The following is a 16,567-nucleotide window of genomic DNA, read 5'->3' as shown; positions in this document are numbered from 1 at the left end:
TCCTTCACTGGGGTGGATGGAGGCTTATTCGCCGCCGTTGGTCAGCGCGATGCCGCGCACCAACTGGCGCTGGACGAGGAGGAAGAAGAGCAGGAGCGGCAGCGTGGCCAGCGTCGCCGCGGCCATCTGGGTGCCGTAGCTGCTGAGGCTGTCCGGCGAGGCGTAGCGTGCGATGCCGTAGGGCACCGTGGCCGCCCGGTCGGAGCGCAACAGCACCGAGGGCCAGAACAGATCGTTCCAGTGCCCCACCACCGTGAACACGGCGAACGCCGCCAGCGCGGGCCTGACGTTGGGCAGCACGATGCGCCACACCATCGCGACCGGTCCGGTCCGGTCCAGCCGGGCTGCGTCGAAAACGCTCTGCGGCAGGGAGAGCACGAACTGGCGGAACAGGAAGATACCGAACGCGCTGCCGACGCTCGGCAGTACCAGTGCGGTGTAGCTGTCCAGCAGGTTGACTTTGGACAGGGCGTAGAAGACCGGGATTCCGGTCACCTGCGGTGGTATCGCCAGGCAGAGCATGACCGTCCAGAAGGACAGCTCGCGGTTGCGGAACCGCAGCCGGGCCAGGGCGTAGCCGGCGGGCAGCGAGGTCAGCACCTGCGCCACGAACACCACCGCGACGACGACCACCGTGTTCAGGTACAGGCCGGGCCAGTCGACGTCGTGCCATGCCTGCCGGAAGTTGTCCAGCGTGAAGCCTGACAAGCTCACCGACCCGGGTTTGAGGTGCTTGTTCGGGGTGACCGCGGCCAGCGCCATGAGCGCGAACGGGGTCAGCATGAACACGGCCCCCGCGGCGAGCACGGCGCGCAAGCTCCAGCGGACCCATATGCCGCGGCTGTCAGTGACCTGGCGGCGGGCGAGCCGCGGAGGCTTGCGGGGCATCGTTGCCGTACTCATCGGCGACCGTCCTTTTCCCAGCGGCGCCCCCCGAGGCGCAACTGCACCGCCACCGTGATCAGGACCAGTACCAGCAGTACGGCGTTGATCACGGAGCCGCCGCCGATGTCGAGATAGCTCACCCCGCGCTGCCAGGCGGCAAACGACAGGGTGCTGGTGCTCTGCTGTGGTCCGCCGTCGGTCATGACCCGGACCTGGTCGTACACACGCAGTGAGTCACGTGTCGTGATGACCAGTGCGAATGTGGTGGCCGGCCCGATCGCGGGCCAGATCACCGACCAGAACCGGTGCCAGGCACCGGCCCGGTCCATCCGGGCGGCGTCCTCCAGGTGGGCGGGCACGTTCGACAGGCCGGCGAGGAACATCACCACGCACGATCCGATCCCCGCCCAGCTGCCGACGATCGCGACCGCGGGCAGGGCCAGCGTCGTCGACCCGAGCCAGCCGTCCTGCCCGACGAGCCGACCGATCGTCTCGTCGAAGATGCCGACATCCGGGTAGAACAGCCACCGCCAGACAACCGACATCGCGGCCATGGTGGCCGCCGTCGGGGCGAAGTAGGCCGTCCGCCACAGTCCGGCGCCGCGGCCAGCGGCCCGGATGGCGAGCGCGATCAGCAGGCCGAGACCGACCTCGGCGGGCACGGTCAGCGCGGTGTAGAGGAGCGTGTTCCCGGTCGCCTGCCACAACTCCCGGCTGGCCAGCACCCGGCGCCAGTTGTCCAGGCCGGCAAAGCTCGTTTCTTGACTGAGCGGATCGAAGTTCAGCAGCGCCAGCGCGCCCACGGCCAGGACGGGCAGCACGACAAACGCGACCAGGAAGGCGAAAGCCGGCCCCAGCAGCGCCGCGGTCACCCTGGCCTCACGCAACCGGAGACGTTTCGGTGTTTCGTTCGGGCTTACAGCGGTTCTCACGGCGGCAGAGCGTACGAGGGCGTTCCCGACCTCAAGGCGTCTCGCTGGTTAACGCTCGGGAAATCCTCTCAGAGAACTTTTGGAGTTGACATGTGAACTTCGGGGCCCGTACCGTCGTCGATCGATCACCGAGATCGAAGGGCGAGCGCGGCCCTTCGGCAAGGAAGGCCACTCGATATTCGTCAGATCCCATCGACCGAGAGCGACGGGCAAGCCTTCTTGCGCAGGCCGACAAGCGGTCACTGGTTGTGCGAACAGCCGTAGAGCGCAACGCCGCTTGGCGCGCCAGTCGTGGCGCGCGGGCCCGAGACCGACCCGATCTCGCTCGTGCTCCGGGCACCGGCAAGGAATGAACGGATGCACCTGTGTGACGTCGTCGTGACCCCAGCGCAAAGGACGTCAGGAGATTGCCGGGTCGGACGGCGTACGGGTGATGACACGCAGACGGCTCCAGCGGCAGCCGTCTGCGCCCTCGAAGACGCCATCCGGCTGCGCATCGCCATCCCCGCTCAACCCGACCCACTCGCATGACAGGACAGCCGACCATCGATACCGAAACCACCACCACAGCCCACGCCAGCGGACCCACCGTCCCTGCGCCGCCCTCGACCAGCACAGACGCCGACCGGGACACCCGAGTGGGCCTGCTCGCCCGCGCCGACCGCGACGCCCTTGTCCAGGTCGCCGATGCCTGCCTGACCGAGCTGGAGGCTTCCATGCTCAGCGGGCCACAGTTGGGCACCGTGCTGCTGCAGATACGCGAACCCGTTGAACGGCGCCGCTTCTACCTGGGCGATGTTCTGGTCACCGAAGCCCGGCTGCGCCTGGGCGCACACATCGGGTGGGCCATGCGCCTCGGCGACGATCCGGAAGCGACCGTCGCGGCCGCGGTCTGCGACGCGGCATTCCAGGCCGGAGAGGAGTACCGCGCCGGCATTCTTGAGTTGTGCGCGAGGACCCGAGGCGAGCTTTCCGCGCACCGAACTGCTGAGATGGCCGACATCTCGGCAACCGCCGTCGCATTCGAGGAGCTGGGCGGATGAGCATCCCCACAGCCTCGATCCCCCACGCGCCGATCGCCCCTCGGCAGTCACCCTTGCAGGCGTGGAGCGGTCGAACCTTCCGCGCTCTGCTCGCGACGCTGTCGCAACCCGGGCGCATCGAAGAGATCCTTCCACCCGGCTTCCTGCGCAACCCCGTCCCGCCCGCCTGCCGGCTGCCGTTGGCGCTCGCCTCCCGTGACACCGCCATCGCCCTGCCCGGCCTGGCGGCGCCGGCCTGCGACGAGATCGCCGAGCACACCGGGGCGCGGCTCACCGACCCGGCCCGCGCCGAACTCGTGGCCTACGCCCGCCCCCCACAAGACGGCGAGCTGTTGGAGCTGGCCCGCGGTAGCGCGGCCGCACCCGAACAGGGTGCGTCCGTCGCCATCGGCGTCACCGCCATCCACCCGACCCCGTCCACCGTCCATACCGTGCGGCTGTGCATCAGCGGCCCCGGTGTCGCCGACAGCCTCACCGTCGTGGTCGACCCCGGTGTGAGCAACCTTGAGGCGATCCTGCGTGATCGGCGGCAGAGTTGCAGTCACCCTCCGACAGGGATCGACCTGTGGCTGTTCGACGGTGACGGCCGGGTGCTGGGACTTCCCCGCAGCAGCACCATCACCTGGCAGGAGCACTGAGATGGCCTACCAATCGCCTGGCTTGGCCGCTATCGAGGCCGCCGCCCGCCTGGTCGCCCAACGCCATCACGAGGACATCAGCCGGCCGCTGGACCTGGACCAGATCACCGGGCGGCTGCGGATCGTCGTCGACCAGATCATGTCCGAAGGCGGCCTGTGGGACGAGGCCACCGCCGCCCGCGCGTTCCGGCAGGCCGAAGGCGACAGCGTCGAGGCCGCCTACCTGGTGCGGTCGTTCCGGCTCAGCCTGCCGCGGCTGGGCACCACCCCTGCGGTCGACGCAGACGAACTCATCCCGCTGCGGCGGGTCGTGCCGGCCTACCGCACACCTCCTGGACGGCAGATCCTCGGGCGCACCCGCGACTACATGCCCCGCATCCTTCAGCGCGACCAACCACCTGGGCCCGCCCCGGCACCAGCCGATCGGCCCGATCGGCCGGCCGGGCACCCCGGCGACGCCGGGCCCCACGCGGGTACGGCCCCCACCCGCAGCGACACACCTCCCGGCCGACTGTACGAGTTGCTCAAGGCCCACGACATGATGGTGCCGCGAGCAGCGCCGGGAGACCCCGACCCGATCGATGTCACCCGCCAGCCGCACACCCTGGAGTCGGACCGTTCGGCCCGACTGGCCCTGCTCGCCCGGGGCGAGACCAACGCCCTGGTACTGCACTGGTACACCCAGTACCTCGACTCCGGCCAGTACGACCACAGCGTCCTCGCCGGGGAACTACGGACCGGGTATCTGCCCGTGCGGGTGACCAACCCGCTCACCGGCGGTGCGGTGCACCTGGGCGACGTGCGCGTCACCGAAGCCGAAGCCGTCGAGGACCTTGACCGCACCGACGAGGACATCAGCCGCTTCGATCTCGGCTACGGACTGTGCTTCGGCCAGAACGAACGCAAAGCGATGGCGATGGCCTGTCTGGACATCCTCCTCGAACGCGACCGTGGTCACACCGAACTTGAGCAACGCATCCTGCGCACGGCCGACGGCATGGACGCCAACGGCCTGATCGAACACCTGAAACTGCCGCACTACGTCACCTTCCGCGCCAAGGCCGACCTCAAGGCCGCGCTGCGCGCCCGCAGCACGACACCAACTCCGGGATCCGCCCCATGACCGATGCCGCCGTCACCGTCACCTCGCCTCGTACCAGCGTCCAGCAGCTGGCCGGCACGCCCCAGACCGACAGTTTCGCGCTGCTGGATGAGGACACCAAACGCGACATCCGCCGCGTCATCCTCAAGGCCGTGGCCACCCCGGGGCACCAAGTTCCCTTCGCTTCACGGGAAATGCCGGTACCCCGGGGCTGGGGCAGCGGTGGTCTGCAGGTCAGCCTGAGCGTCATCGAAGCCGGTGACGTCGTCAAAGTCATCGACCAGGGTGACGACGGCGCGGTGAGCGCCGCAAACCTGCGGCGGCTGATCATCCAGACCACAGGCGTGGCCGAAACCAACAGCACCCGCGACGCGTCGCTGATCCAAAGCCGCCACCGCATCCCGGAACGACCACTGCGCAGCGACCAGCTGCTCGTCCTGCAGGTCCCGGTTCCCGAGCCCTTGCGCACCGTGGAGCGACGCCTGGACGAAGCGCTTCGGATGCATGCCGAACAGGATTACGCGCTGATGTGGGTGAGTGTCTACGAAGACATCGTGCGGTCGGGTACCACCACCCGGGCCAGCGGTTACCCGGTTGTTGTGGGCGGCCGCTACATCATGTCGCCGTCCCCGATCCCGAAGTGGGACCTGGCCAAGCTGGATCACGCCGAGCACCTCACCCTCTTCGGTGCCGGCCGCGAACGCCGCATCTACGCGATCCCCCCGCACACTCGCGTCGAACCACTCACCTTCGACGACCTGGAATTCACCGTCGAATCCCTGCCCGGCCGATGCACCCGCTGCGGCAGTACCACCAGCTACCTCGTCGAAGTCCCGGACCCGACCGGCGCCGGTGGACGCTGGCTCTGCAGCGACACCGACTGGTGCGCCGTACAACGCGAGCCCGGCTCCTGCGCCCGCTCGGGTTCGGCACCAGGCCGGCGGGCGGTCAGGCGCCACACAGCCGAAACCGTCACCCCTCCTGACAAGCTCACTGCCACGGCGGCTGCCGCGCCGACCGCCACGCCGAAGAAGCGATCCAGCCCAGACGGCCCGGCTCTTCAGGCACACGACTTGCTCGTCCGCTACGGGTCCTTCACCGCGGCGCAGGCCATCTCGTTCTCCGTCAATGCTGCTGAAGCTCTCGGCATCGTCGGTGAGTCCGGATCCGGCAAGTCCACCGTGCTGCGGTGTCTGACCGGTGACCTCCCCCCGGACGAAGGACAGGTCCTGCTCCGCGGACCACACGAGCTCACCGATCTGTACCGCCTCGACACGGCCCAGCGGCGGGCCCTGCGTGTCGGTCAGCTCTCCCTTGTCCATCAGGACGCCGCCCGCGGCCTGGACCTGCGGCTCAGCGCCGGCGGCAACGTCGCCGTCCCGCTCGCCGCCGCCGGACAGCGCAGTTTCCACACCATCCGAGGAACGGTGCGGGAGCTGCTCAAGCGAGTCGAGATCCCCGAGGCACGTATCGACGACCCCGTGCACACCTTCTCCGGTGGCATGCGCCAACGGGTTCAGATCGCCAAGGCCATCGCCAGCTCACCGTCCATCCTGCTGCTCGACGAGCCGACCACCGGCCTCGACGCCTCCGTCGCTGCCGGCGTCCTCGACCTCATCCGGGGCCTGATCGAAGAGTTCCACCTCGCCGCCGTCGTCGTCTCCCACGACTTCGCGGTCGTCGAACTGCTGTGCCGGCGCACCCTGGTCATGCACCAAGGCCGCATCGTCGAGTCCACCCTGACCGACCAGCTCCTCGAAGACCCCCAGCACCCCTACAGTCAGCGGCTTGTCGCCGCGGCCCGAGGCTGACATGACAGAAGTCCTGACCGTCCGCGCCCTCACCAAGACCTTCGTCCTGCACCACACCGGTCGCCGCATCGAGGGCCTGCGGGGCGTCGACCTCACCGTGCACCGCGGCGAACACGTCGCCCTCGCCGGCACCAACGGTTCCGGCAAGTCGACCCTGCTCAAGTGCATCTACCGCACCTACCTGCCGACCAGCGGCTCGATCACCGTGCACACCGACCGCGGCCAGGTCGACATCGCCGCCCAGGAGGCCGAACGAGTCGCCGACCTGCGGGAACGTCACATCGGCTATGTGTCGCAGTTCCTGCGCTCCGAACCACGCCGCAGCGTCCTCGATCTCGTCACCAAGGCCGCCGCCAGGCTGGGCCTCGGCCCGGGCCAGGCCCACGATGCCGCGACCGGCACCCTGCGCGAACTGAACATCGGCGAGCGCCTGTGGAACGTCTACCCGACACTCCTGTCCGGCGGCGAGAAGCAACGGGTCAACATCGCTGCCGGCACCATCGCCCCGCCCCCGCTGCTCCTGCTCGACGAGCCCATCTCCGCCCTCGACCCGGCCAACCGCGACCTCGTCCTGCGTCGGATCGAGAACCTGACCCGGCGGGGCACCGCGGTCGTCTCCGTCTTCCACGACCCCGACGTCATCACCCGCGTCGCCGACAGCGTCGTCACCCTCGCCGACGGCCAGGTGTCCCACCACAAGAAGATCCAGCACTCGGAGGTCTCATGAACGCAACACATCGCACCGGTAGTCATGTAGCCGGAACCGATCACGCGGCCGGGAACCACGTCGCCCTGCACGCCGCCCGCATCTACACCGCCACCGGGCACGCCACCGATGGCCAACCCGGCTACCTCACCATCGCCGACGGCACCATCACCGCCGTCGGCCCCCAACCGGAACCCGGCGCCACGGTCGTGGGACTCGGCGACGTCGACCTCATCCCCGGCCTGGTCGACCTGCACTCCGACTGCTGGGACCAACGCGCCCGCCCCCGGTCTTCGTACAGTTTCCCCCTCACGGACGCGCTCATCGTCCTCGACACCGAAGCCACTGCCTGGGGCATCACCACCCACTACGCGTGCATCGCCATCCAGGACGACATCACCAAATCCCGCACCCTGGACCAGGCACTGGCCGCGGTCGACGCCATGCGCACGCTCAAAGCCCACTTGCGTGCCGACCACCGGATCCATCTGCGCGTGGACGTGACCACCGAGCACCTCGACACCATCCGCCGGCTTGTCGAGGCCGGCGACATCTCCCTGATGTCCTACCTCGACCACACACCCGGTCAAGGGCAATTCAAACGCGAGGCTGACTGGCGCGCTGCCCTGAGCCACCGTGGCTCGCAGAATCTCGACGAAGCCCTCGCCAAGCGCTACGCACGGCAACCCTATGTCGCGGCCGTCCGGGACGAACTCGCCGCGCTCGCCCTCGCCTACGACATCACCCTGGCCTCCCACGACGACGACACCCCCGAAGACGTCCGGCGAGCCCGCGAACTCGGTGCCCGCATCGTCGAATTCCCGGTCACGAAAGACGCGGCGGCAGCAGCCCGGGCACAGGGTCTCGCCACCGTCATGGGCGCTCCCAACCTGCTGCGCGGAGCCAGCCAGACCGCCGGCAACCTCTCCGCCCGAGAGGCACTCAACACCGGCCTCCTTGACATCGTGGCCTCCGACTACTACCCGCCCGCGCTCCTGCGCTGCGTCTACAAGATCGCAGACGAGGGAATCGCCGCCCAGGCCGACGCGATCCGCCTCGTCACCGCCAACCCGGCCCAGGCGGCCAACCTGACCGACCGCGGCACCCTCGAACCCGGCAAGCGTGCGGACATCGTGGCGGTCAAGCAACTGCACGGCCAGCCCGTCGTCACCCAGACCTGGATCGCCGGACAAACCGCCTTCGGAGCCCAGCGGTGACCCCAGAAGAACATCTCCACCCCGCCCTGACCACAGCCGCCCGCGCGGCCCACGCCGCCTACCACGCGGTAAGAACCAGTCACACCCGCGAAGAACTCGAAGCCGTTGACCGCATCGGCGCCGACGGAACCGCCACCATGGCCATCGACCTTCTCGTCGAGGAAGCCATCCTCAACGCGCTCGAACCCCTGCCCGTCAACGTCCTGTCCGAGGAAGCCGGCCACATCGACGACGGCCATGCGCTCACCCTGGTCATGGATCCCCTCGACGGCAGCGCCAACGCAGCCGCAGGTGTTCCCATCGCCTGTTTCTCCGCCGCCCTCGTCACCGACGGCGGCTTCGAGCAAGCGATCACGTGCTGGCTTGAAACCGGCCACACCTGGCACGCATCCGACCGTGGCGCCTACGGCCCCCACCGCAAACCGCTGACACCACGACGCGGAATCGCGCTAGCGGACGCCGCCGTCGACCTCCTCCGGCCGCACACAGACAAGCCCGCCGGTCGGGGATGGTGGGCGATCGCCTCCTCGGCGAAACGAGTCCGTGTCCTCTCCTGCACCACCATCGAGACCGCTCTCGTCGCCGACGGATCGATCGACGCCTTCGCCGATGCCGGCAGCGACACCCACCGCCTCGTCGACCTCGGTTTCGCCGCCACACTCGATCGGCTCGGCACCGGCGCCCTCCAGGATCTCCATGACCGGCCCATCGAATTCGACACCGACCTCACCCGCCGGTGGAGCGGGGTCTACGCCGCCGACACCGAACTGGCCCGATGCGTCGTGGAACGTATCCGGGGGATCGCCGAGATCAGCCCCGAAGGGGCCGCGAGATGATCTTGAAATCCTGGCTGCCTGGGCTCACCTCGGGCGACGGGCCGTAGGGTCGCGCTCGGCGACGTGCTGGGCGACCGCGTCGACGCCGGGCCGGGGCGTAACGTTCCAGAGGCCGTGCGGAGGCATGGTGGGAGGGGCCAGCAACATCGGCGTTGAGGCGCCGTCTTCCGTGTCGTGCGTCACGGCACTGTGGTGGAGCCGGTGGCTGTCCGTCCTTCCCTGCCTTCGAAGTCCTCAGGGTCGGCCAAGGGTTGGCCGCTGGGTGTTCCCGGCGGCCCGGCCGGTGTCTGCTGACCCACTTCACCACCTGGCAGGGCGGATCCTGGGGCGACCGTATTCCAGACGCGGGGAAGAACGCCGCTGGGCTTCGCCGGTATCAATCCGTCATGGAGAGCCGCAGAGAAACTTTGCGCCTGGTCGCCAGCAGCTCCCGCGCGCGGGCCGGGCCGTCCGGACTGCCGAGGACGGCGGCCAGGGCACAGAGCGGACGCAGGATTCTGCACATTGATTGTGGCGCCGGCCACGTGCTCGCTCAGCACGTCGGCGCCGACGACGCCTCCGGGGCGCGGCGCGTGGCCTGTGGGGGGACCAGATCCTGGCCTCCGGATGGTCGTCCACGGACTCGGCTGGTCGCTGCGGCAGGGATATCGACGACGGTCTCGCCGGGGGCGATGTGCCACTGGGCGGGATGTCGGCCCACGGCAGACGGTTCACGAGTCACCCGGCCCGGTGTCCTGTGGCACGCTACGAGCGGCCAACCCGACCGCGTCCCGCCACGCCGGTACAAGTGGGCGGTTCGGTGAACGTGGCTGGCACAGCGAACTCCTGGCAAGCGCACTTGACGGTTGATCAGTGGCGATCGAGCGGGCGGTCACAGCCTGCTGGGACCCCGGGCCGATGGCGGCACGCAGGTCCTTGGCGCGCGCCTTTCCGCTCAGCGCGTGACGGCGACGCCGCCGACTCGATTAGTGGTAAGGTTTTCCCTTATAAGGGAATTTGCGCCGGTCAAGCCGCTGTCTGGTCTGACCGCGCCGTCGCAGAGCGCCTCGTCGCGCGGGAGATGCTTGAAGTGAATGCCGCCTCGGACCAGGTCCGCAGCTCCGAAGCCGGTCAGCCCGCACGTGTCAGGGAACCGGTGACCCGGGCCCTCCAGTTGATCACCTTCATGGTCGATGACGGCAAGCAGAGCTATGGCGTCAGGGACATCGCCGAGGGCCTCGGCATGCCGACCAGCAGCGTCCATCGGCTGCTTCGTCTGTTGCATCAAGCGGCGATGATCAATCACGATGAACGCGGCAGCTATTCGCTCGCGGCCGAATTCTACCGGTTGGCCTGGAAGGCCACCTCCGGTCACGGGCTGCGCGAGGCCGCGATGCCTCACCTGCGCCGGCTCGTCTCGCAGATCGACGAGACGGCCATGCTCGGCGTGTACGACAGCGGCCGGGAGCAGATGATGCTGGTCGCCTCGGTCGAATCCACTCAGCAGCTTCGCTACGTCACGGAGTTGCACCAGTGGATGCCGTTGACGCACGGCTCGACGGGACTGGGCATCTTCTCGTTCCTTCCCGAGCCGACCCGCGAGCAGATCGTCTCCGCGCAGTTGGCCGACGCCCCACACGACGAGCTGGCCGTGCTGCGCACGGACGTCGAGCAGACCCGACGTCGCGGCTACGCCATCTACCGGCGTCGGCACGAGCCGACGACAGTCGGTATCGCGGTCCCGATCTGGGACTCCACGGCTCATGTCGTCGGCGACGTGTTCGTCGCCATGCCGGCCGGCCGCTACCAGTCCCGCCGTGAGCACGGTCTGGCCGAGCTGGTGCAGATCGCGGCGGCGCGGACCACCAGGTCCATCGGAGGGCGGGTCGATGAGGCGCTTCCTCTCGCGAATTCTTCGTGGCGGCCCTACTGCTCGGCCCTCCACGACTGACTGCCTTCGGCGCCGGGAGGGATCAGCCCTGTGCGCGTGGCTCGGGCGGCTCGCCGAAGTCGCGCAGCTCGCCGAAGTAGGCGGCGCCACCGGGGATCCCGCTTTCTACGGTCATGGCGACGATCTGCTCGGCGTCCAGTGCCAGCTGCTTGAACTCGATCGAGATCGCCTGCTCCGTCGCGGTGATCACGGCGTACTCGGCGACTGCCCGGTATTCGCCGGAGGCGGCCGCGTCGGGAAGGTCGCGGGCGTCGGGCAGCCAGGCCGGCCACGGGAACCGGATCGGAGCCCGGCCGACGCTTCCCACATTGATCAGCGTGATGTCACGGTGCTTGCGCAGCATCTGCTGGTGCGAGTGTCCTGAGGCCAGGACGCTGGCCGAGTGCCCGTCGAGCAGGTCGTCGATGTCGCGCGGGCGGGTGTCGGGAAGGATGAAGTCGTAGTTGTGGCGAGGCGAGCCGTGGAAGCACAGCAGGTTGTGCCCGGCGGCGAGCGGCAGCTCGGCCGTCAGTGGCAGCCCGCCCAGGTAGGCGAGATCGTCGCCGGAGAGCTGGGCGCGCGCCCAGGCCAGCGCTTGCGCGTGCTGGTCGCGGACCGGTTTGAGCCGCCGGTGCCGCAAGGCAGGCTCGCGCTCCACGGCGTGTGGGTCGGCCAGCCAGCTGTCACCGTTGCCGGCGACGACGGTCGAGCAGACCTCCCGCACGCGCTTGAGCACCTGCCGTGGGCAGGGCCCGTATGCGATGTCGCCGAGGCAGACGATTTGATCGACGCCGTCAGCCCCCAGCGCGTCGATCGACGCCTCCAGGGCGACGGTGTTGCCGTGGACATCGGAGATCAGGCCGATCTTGGTCACCTCAGTGCTCCATCTCGCGGGTCGCGACCAGTGCGGCGTCCACCGCACCGAGGGTGATCTCCAGGTCATCAGCGGTGTGTGCGCTGGAGGTGTACCACTTGGCGCCGGGGTTGACGAAGACGCCGCGGCGGATGAGCTCGACGCCGAACCGCCGGCCGGTGACCAGATCGGCGCGCGCGTAGGTGGCGTAGTCGGTGATCGGGTGCTCGCCGAAGACCGGCTCGATCATGGGGTCGGGGCCGATCACCTGCAGTGGGACCGAGCGTCGGCGGGCGATGTCGGCGATGCCGGCCCGCAGCCGGCGCCCGTGCTCGTGCGCCCGGTGCAGCGCGTCGGTGGTGGTGAGCACACGCAGCGTCGCCAGTCCGGCCGCGGCGGCCAGCGGGTTGCCGTTCAGAGTGCCGCTGAGCCAGATGCCACCGTGCTCCATGGCCCGTCCCGGGGTGGCGAGTTCCATGACGTCGCTGCGTCCGGCCACAGCGGCCAGCGGCAGGCCGCCGCCGAGGATCTTGCCGAGCGCGCACAAGTCCGGTGTGACGCCGTAGTGCGACTGCGCTCCGCCGACGCCGAGGCGGAATCCGGTGACCAGCTCGTCGAATACCAGCAGTGCTCCGGCCGCAGAGGTCAGCGACTTCAGCTTCGCCAGGAATCCCGGCGCCGGCTCGATGGCGCGCTGCACCGGCTCGACGACCACCGCCGCGACCTCGTGCTCGGCCAGCAGCCTTGCCACCGCCGCGGCGTCGTTGAACGGGGCGATCAGCACATCGTCGGCGGTGTGGGAGGGGATGCCGGCGGAGTCGGGCTGCGCGATCGCACTGCCCACTACCGCGGGCTTCATGCTGTGCAGCACCGCGTCGTGGTAGCCGTGGAAGCCGCCCTCGAACTTTATGATCTTGGGCCGGCCGGTGAACGAGCGGGCCAGGCGCAGCGCATAGAACGTGGCCGAACTGCCGTCGCCGAGCAGCTTGACCGACTCGGCGCACGGCACTAGGCGGCAGATGTGCTCGGCGAGCTCGATGGCCGGCTTGTTGAGCACGTAGGAGGTCGTAGTCCGTGACAGCTGTACGCGGAGTGCCTTGACGACCTCGGGATGCCCGTGTCCGAGCACCATGGGCCCGGAGGACAGGACATGATCGACGAAGGTCCGCCCGCCCAGGCTCGTCAGCCGCGACCCGTGGGCGTGATCGAGGACGAAGTCGATGTCGTCGGGAAGCTTGAACGTGCCGAACCCGCCGCCGGCGATGATCGTCTTGGCGTGTCTGAGCTGTTCGCGGTCGAGGGCGGTGTCGATGGCCGTCGTGGCCGGTGGGGTGTTCACGGGGTGTCCTTTCGGCTGCGTGAAGGAGCGAGCCGCTTCAGCGCGGGAACGAGATCATGGGCGGCAGTGCTGAGTTGGTCTTCGATCGACTGCAAGGTCGCGAAGCGCAGGATGAGTGTGCGAGCCCCTGCTTCGACGAAGCCCGCGAGCCATTCCAGACACGCCTCGGCGCTGCCGGCGAAGAAGCCGGGCCGCCGGCTCGCCAGGTCTTCAGGCCGGCAGCCGTAGTAGCGGGCGCAGTAGTCCCGCAACTCGGCCTGCTCACGTGGCGACTCGCCGATGAGAAGAGTCGGCACGAGCGCCGCCGAGATCGCGTCGCCGGGCCGGCCGCAGCCGGCAGCCAGCTGTTGTATCTCGTCCCATCCGTGCCGGTACTGTGAGGCATCTTGCAGGTAGGGCATCCAGCCGTCCAGCTGCTGTGCGATCAGGCGGCGTGCGCGGGGCCCGGTGCCGCCGATCCAGAACGGCGGGCCACCGGGCGTCGACGGCCGGGGCCGAAGGTCCACCGGCCCGGACAAGGCGGTGAATCGGCTCTGGGGGAGGACCGCTGAGTCGGCGGACCACAATTGGCGGCACACGGCGATCGCGTCCTCCATCCGGGCGAACGGGCGATCGGCGTCCAGGCCCACCGCCGCGAACTGCTCGGTCAAGCCCGGACCGGGGAGCCCGACCCCGGCGCCCAGGGTGAGTCGTCCCGGCGCGAGCCGCTCCAGCGAAGCCAGGGTGTAGGCCAGCAGCATCGGGTGCCGCAGGGCGGGGATCAGCACCGAGGTGCCGAGGTGGATGCGGGGCAACCGGCCGGCCAGCGCAGCCAGGAGCGATAGCCCGTCGAGCCGCGCGCGGCCGAGCGGCGAATCGCTGACCCACAGCGAGTCATACCCGCTCCCCGCCGCCAGATCGGCCAGCGCGAGCAGGCGCTCGGCACCGAGATCGCCTGTCACCGCCAGCTCACGGGACGGCAAAAGGTACCCCAGGCGCACCAGTTCGCCCCCGTGCGGTTCGAGCGGTCGCAGAAGGGAAGAGGCGGCAGCGGCTCCTGGCCGCAATGACGACACAGACATGACTGAATTCCCCTGTACGGAAGAGATATGGCGGCGGACTCGCGTCAACCGGTCCGTCGAGTCACCGAAGCAGACCCGTGTGCGGCGTGACTCCACCGTTGGACGGCGGTGCGGCCGCCTGCCGGAGGGACGAAGCCGGCGGCGACGACTCACGGTTCCTGGACGCCTCGGTGTGAGGCGACAGGTCCCGTTCCAGCAGGTGGCAAGTGGGCCAGATCGTTCACACCGTCGATCCACCACACCCCTGCCGCGTGGCGAACGCTGGTGACCGATGTGTTGTCCACCCGAAAGGGGAACGGGCCCCAGGGCATGCGATCCAGTACGCGAGCGAGCACCGCCTGCACGAACCCGCCATGGCTGACGCACAAGACCCGCTGTCCGGCATGCCGTGAGACGAGGCGCTCCACCATCGCGTCCGCCCGTCGCGCGAGTGCCTTGGTGCCCTCGCCCGCCGGTGGCAGGTCCCAGCGCGGACACGTCAGCCACTGCGTCCACAATGCGCTGTGCCGCTTGCTCACCTGGTCGGCGGTCAGGCCCTGCCAGTCACCCATCCCGATCTCGCGCAGCAGCGGCTCGTCCGCGAACTCCACTCCGGTCCGGGCGGCGACGGCGGCTGCGGTCTGCCGGGCTCGACGCAGGTCACTGGTATAGCCGGCGTCGAAGTGCTCGGTGCGCAACCGATCCGCTAGGGCCTCGGCCTGACTGGCGCCGCGATCGCTGAGCGGTGGATCCAACTGACCCTGAAAACGGGCCTCCCGATTCCAGGTCGTCTCACCGTGGCGCACGAACAGCACGGCCGTCGGAGGCGCCGGCCGAAGGAGCGACGAAGGACTGTGCACAGATGTTCCTTTCCGCAGCATTGGTAATGCGTCTGAAGATTGTCGAAACCTGTTCGACGACCCTGCGCCGATGCGGCGGTCACCGCGCGCGCCCATGACACCGTTGATCGTGGCCGATCCCGACAACACCGCGTAACCGGCCGGCGGGCTCAGTCGCGGAGCCCGTTGAAGCGCCCCTGGTGGTAGAGGAGGGGGCGGCCGGCATCCGGCGGGTCGCCGACGACGACCTCGGCGAGGACGATGCGGTGGTCCCCGGCGGGTACGCGCGCCATCACGCGGCACACCAGCCAGGCGAGCACGTCGTCCAGGAGGGGAACACCCTCGGGGCCCTCGCGCCAACGGGTCGGCGCCCCGAAACGGTCGGCGCCGCTCCGTGCGAAGGTGCCGGCGAGGTTCTCCTGGTGCTCGCCGAGTAGGTGAACACCAACATGCTCGGTCTCGGAGAGGACCGGCCAGCTGGAGGAGCCGGTGCCGACGCCGAAGGACAGGAGTGGGGGCTCGGCGGAGACGGAGGCGAGGGAGGTGGCGGTGAAACCGACGGGCCCGCCGCTCCCTTGGGCGGTGATCACGGCGACGCCCGCGGCGTGCCGCCGGAAGACGGAGCGGAGCAGATCGGGGGAGGCGAGCCGGTGGGTGCCGCGGTCGCGCGTGGACGTCATGGAACTGTCCTTCTGGGCGGGGCGGAGGCGAAGAGCGAGCGGGCTAGCGGCGTCGATCCGCTGGGCGGCGAAGATCCAGGTGGTCACGGAGCGTGCTACCGCTGAACGAGCGTCGCATCAGCCCCCGATCCTGAAGGCGAGGAACCACCTCTTCGACGAATTCGTCGAGACTACCGGGCAGAAAAGGCGGCAGAATGGTGAAGCCGTCGGCCCCGCCGGCGTGCAGCCAAGCCTCCATGTCATCGCAGAACTGGTCATAGGTGCCTACGAACTCGCGATGCCCTCGGCCGCCGGACAGGAGCTTCAGTACCTGCCGAAGCGTCAGGTTTCGTTCCCGGGCGGTTCTGACCAGGAAACCGCGGCGCGACTTGGAGCCGTTGAAGTCGTCCGCACCCCCAAGGTCAGGAAACGGCGCGTCGAGTGGATACCCGGTGAGGTCGGCCCCGCCCGAGTTGCTCTTGAGCGCGTTGAGTGCGGTCTCGACATCGGTGACAGCAAACAACTCGTTTCGCAGCTCCTGGGCTCGCCGAACCGTTGGTGCCAGAATGGGCACTACGCCGGGCAAGACCTTGATGTCGCGTGCCTCTCTGCCGGCCAATCGGGCCTGCTGCTTGACACGCCTGTAGAACTCGCGGGCCGTGTTGAGGTCGGTCTGCGACGTGAATATCGCTTCTCCGAACCGGCCGCCGAACTGGATTCCGTCGTCGGAGGACCCAGCCTGTGCAAATACAGGATGG

General features: G+C 69.1%; 16 protein-coding genes. 8 read left to right on the top strand and 8 right to left on the bottom strand.

Translation table 11 applies throughout. The features are described from left to right. Positions 1 to 24: 24 nt before the first annotated feature. Together AC27LF_RS36420 and AC27LF_RS36415 are read right to left on the bottom strand one after the other, a co-directional pair. Positions 25 to 903 carry a carbohydrate ABC transporter permease gene (locus AC27LF_RS36420; RefSeq protein ID WP_479664718.1) on the bottom strand — a complete coding sequence of 293 codons (879 nt, stop codon included), beginning with the start codon at positions 901 to 903 and terminating at the stop codon, positions 25 to 27. Further along, entirely contained in the window at positions 900 to 1,772 is an 873-nt protein-coding gene (locus AC27LF_RS36415) for a carbohydrate ABC transporter permease (RefSeq protein WP_479664719.1), read from the bottom strand. The genes AC27LF_RS36420 and AC27LF_RS36415 overlap by 4 nt, the downstream gene beginning before the upstream one ends. Positions 1,773 to 2,344: 572 nt before the next feature. On the opposite strand from AC27LF_RS36415, the gene phnG reads away from it, so the two are divergent. The 8 genes from phnG to AC27LF_RS36375 all read left to right on the top strand — a co-directional run bounded on the left by phnG (position 2,345) and on the right by AC27LF_RS36375 (position 11,100). Next, on the top strand, positions 2,345 to 2,860 hold the full coding sequence (phnG, locus tag AC27LF_RS36410; RefSeq protein WP_479664720.1) for a phosphonate C-P lyase system protein PhnG: 516 nt from the start codon (positions 2,345 to 2,347) through the stop codon (positions 2,858 to 2,860). Continuing rightward, positions 2,857 to 3,498, top strand: coding sequence for a phosphonate C-P lyase system protein PhnH (locus tag AC27LF_RS36405; protein WP_479664721.1), 642 nt, complete (start codon positions 2,857 to 2,859; stop codon positions 3,496 to 3,498). The genes phnG and AC27LF_RS36405 overlap by 4 nt, the downstream gene beginning before the upstream one ends. Positions 3,499 to 3,520: 22 nt before the next feature. Beyond that, entirely contained in the window at positions 3,521 to 4,621 is a 1,101-nt protein-coding gene (locus AC27LF_RS36400; protein ID WP_479664722.1) for a carbon-phosphorus lyase complex subunit PhnI, read from the top strand. Further along, positions 4,618 to 6,411: an alpha-D-ribose 1-methylphosphonate 5-phosphate C-P-lyase PhnJ gene (locus AC27LF_RS36395; protein WP_479664723.1), complete on the top strand. Its 1,794-nt coding sequence runs from the start codon at positions 4,618 to 4,620 to the stop codon at positions 6,409 to 6,411. The genes AC27LF_RS36400 and AC27LF_RS36395 overlap by 4 nt, the downstream gene beginning before the upstream one ends. Before the next feature lies 1 nt (position 6,412). Next, complete coding sequence (locus tag AC27LF_RS36390; protein WP_479664724.1) at positions 6,413 to 7,138, top strand: phosphonate C-P lyase system protein PhnL; 726 nt, start codon at positions 6,413 to 6,415, stop codon at positions 7,136 to 7,138. Further along, complete coding sequence (locus AC27LF_RS36385) at positions 7,135 to 8,334, top strand: alpha-D-ribose 1-methylphosphonate 5-triphosphate diphosphatase (RefSeq protein ID WP_479664725.1); 1,200 nt, start codon at positions 7,135 to 7,137, stop codon at positions 8,332 to 8,334. Before AC27LF_RS36390 ends, AC27LF_RS36385 begins: the two co-directional genes overlap by 4 nt. After that, positions 8,331 to 9,170: an inositol monophosphatase family protein gene (locus AC27LF_RS36380; protein ID WP_479664726.1), complete on the top strand. Its 840-nt coding sequence runs from the start codon at positions 8,331 to 8,333 to the stop codon at positions 9,168 to 9,170. The genes AC27LF_RS36385 and AC27LF_RS36380 overlap by 4 nt, the downstream gene beginning before the upstream one ends. Positions 9,171 to 10,230: 1,060 nt before the next feature. Next, positions 10,231 to 11,100 carry an IclR family transcriptional regulator gene (locus AC27LF_RS36375; RefSeq protein ID WP_479664727.1) on the top strand — a complete coding sequence of 290 codons (870 nt, stop codon included), beginning with the start codon at positions 10,231 to 10,233 and terminating at the stop codon, positions 11,098 to 11,100. Between the two features lie 22 nt (positions 11,101 to 11,122). Here the strand turns inward: AC27LF_RS36375 and AC27LF_RS36370 are convergent, their stop codons facing one another. The 6 genes from AC27LF_RS36370 to AC27LF_RS36345 form a co-directional block, all read right to left on the bottom strand. Continuing rightward, positions 11,123 to 11,953 carry a metallophosphoesterase family protein gene (locus AC27LF_RS36370; protein ID WP_479664728.1) on the bottom strand — a complete coding sequence of 277 codons (831 nt, stop codon included), beginning with the start codon at positions 11,951 to 11,953 and terminating at the stop codon, positions 11,123 to 11,125. Position 11,954: 1 nt separating this feature from the next. Then, positions 11,955 to 13,271 (bottom strand): aspartate aminotransferase family protein, encoded by a 1,317-nt coding sequence (locus AC27LF_RS36365; protein WP_479664729.1) that lies wholly within the window; start codon positions 13,269 to 13,271, stop codon positions 11,955 to 11,957. Continuing rightward, positions 13,268 to 14,332 (bottom strand): LLM class flavin-dependent oxidoreductase, encoded by a 1,065-nt coding sequence (locus AC27LF_RS36360; RefSeq protein WP_479664730.1) that lies wholly within the window; start codon positions 14,330 to 14,332, stop codon positions 13,268 to 13,270. The genes AC27LF_RS36365 and AC27LF_RS36360 overlap by 4 nt, the downstream gene beginning before the upstream one ends. A gap of 149 nt (positions 14,333 to 14,481) precedes the next feature. After that, positions 14,482 to 15,126, bottom strand: a complete 645-nt coding sequence (locus tag AC27LF_RS36355; RefSeq protein ID WP_479664731.1) for a histidine phosphatase family protein — start codon at positions 15,124 to 15,126, stop codon at positions 14,482 to 14,484. 194 nt (positions 15,127 to 15,320) lie between these two features. Then, positions 15,321 to 15,830, bottom strand: coding sequence for a flavin reductase family protein (locus AC27LF_RS36350; RefSeq protein ID WP_479664732.1), 510 nt, complete (start codon positions 15,828 to 15,830; stop codon positions 15,321 to 15,323). Positions 15,831 to 15,873: 43 nt separating this feature from the next. Next, positions 15,874 to 16,567: LLM class flavin-dependent oxidoreductase (locus AC27LF_RS36345; RefSeq protein ID WP_479664733.1), on the bottom strand; the 694-nt coding region annotated here is incomplete at its 5' end.

The sequence above is a fragment of the Streptomyces diversicolor genome (assembly GCF_057537855.1).
The sequence above is the reverse complement of the archived record's forward strand: the minus strand, read 5'-3'. Positions and strand labels throughout refer to the sequence as shown.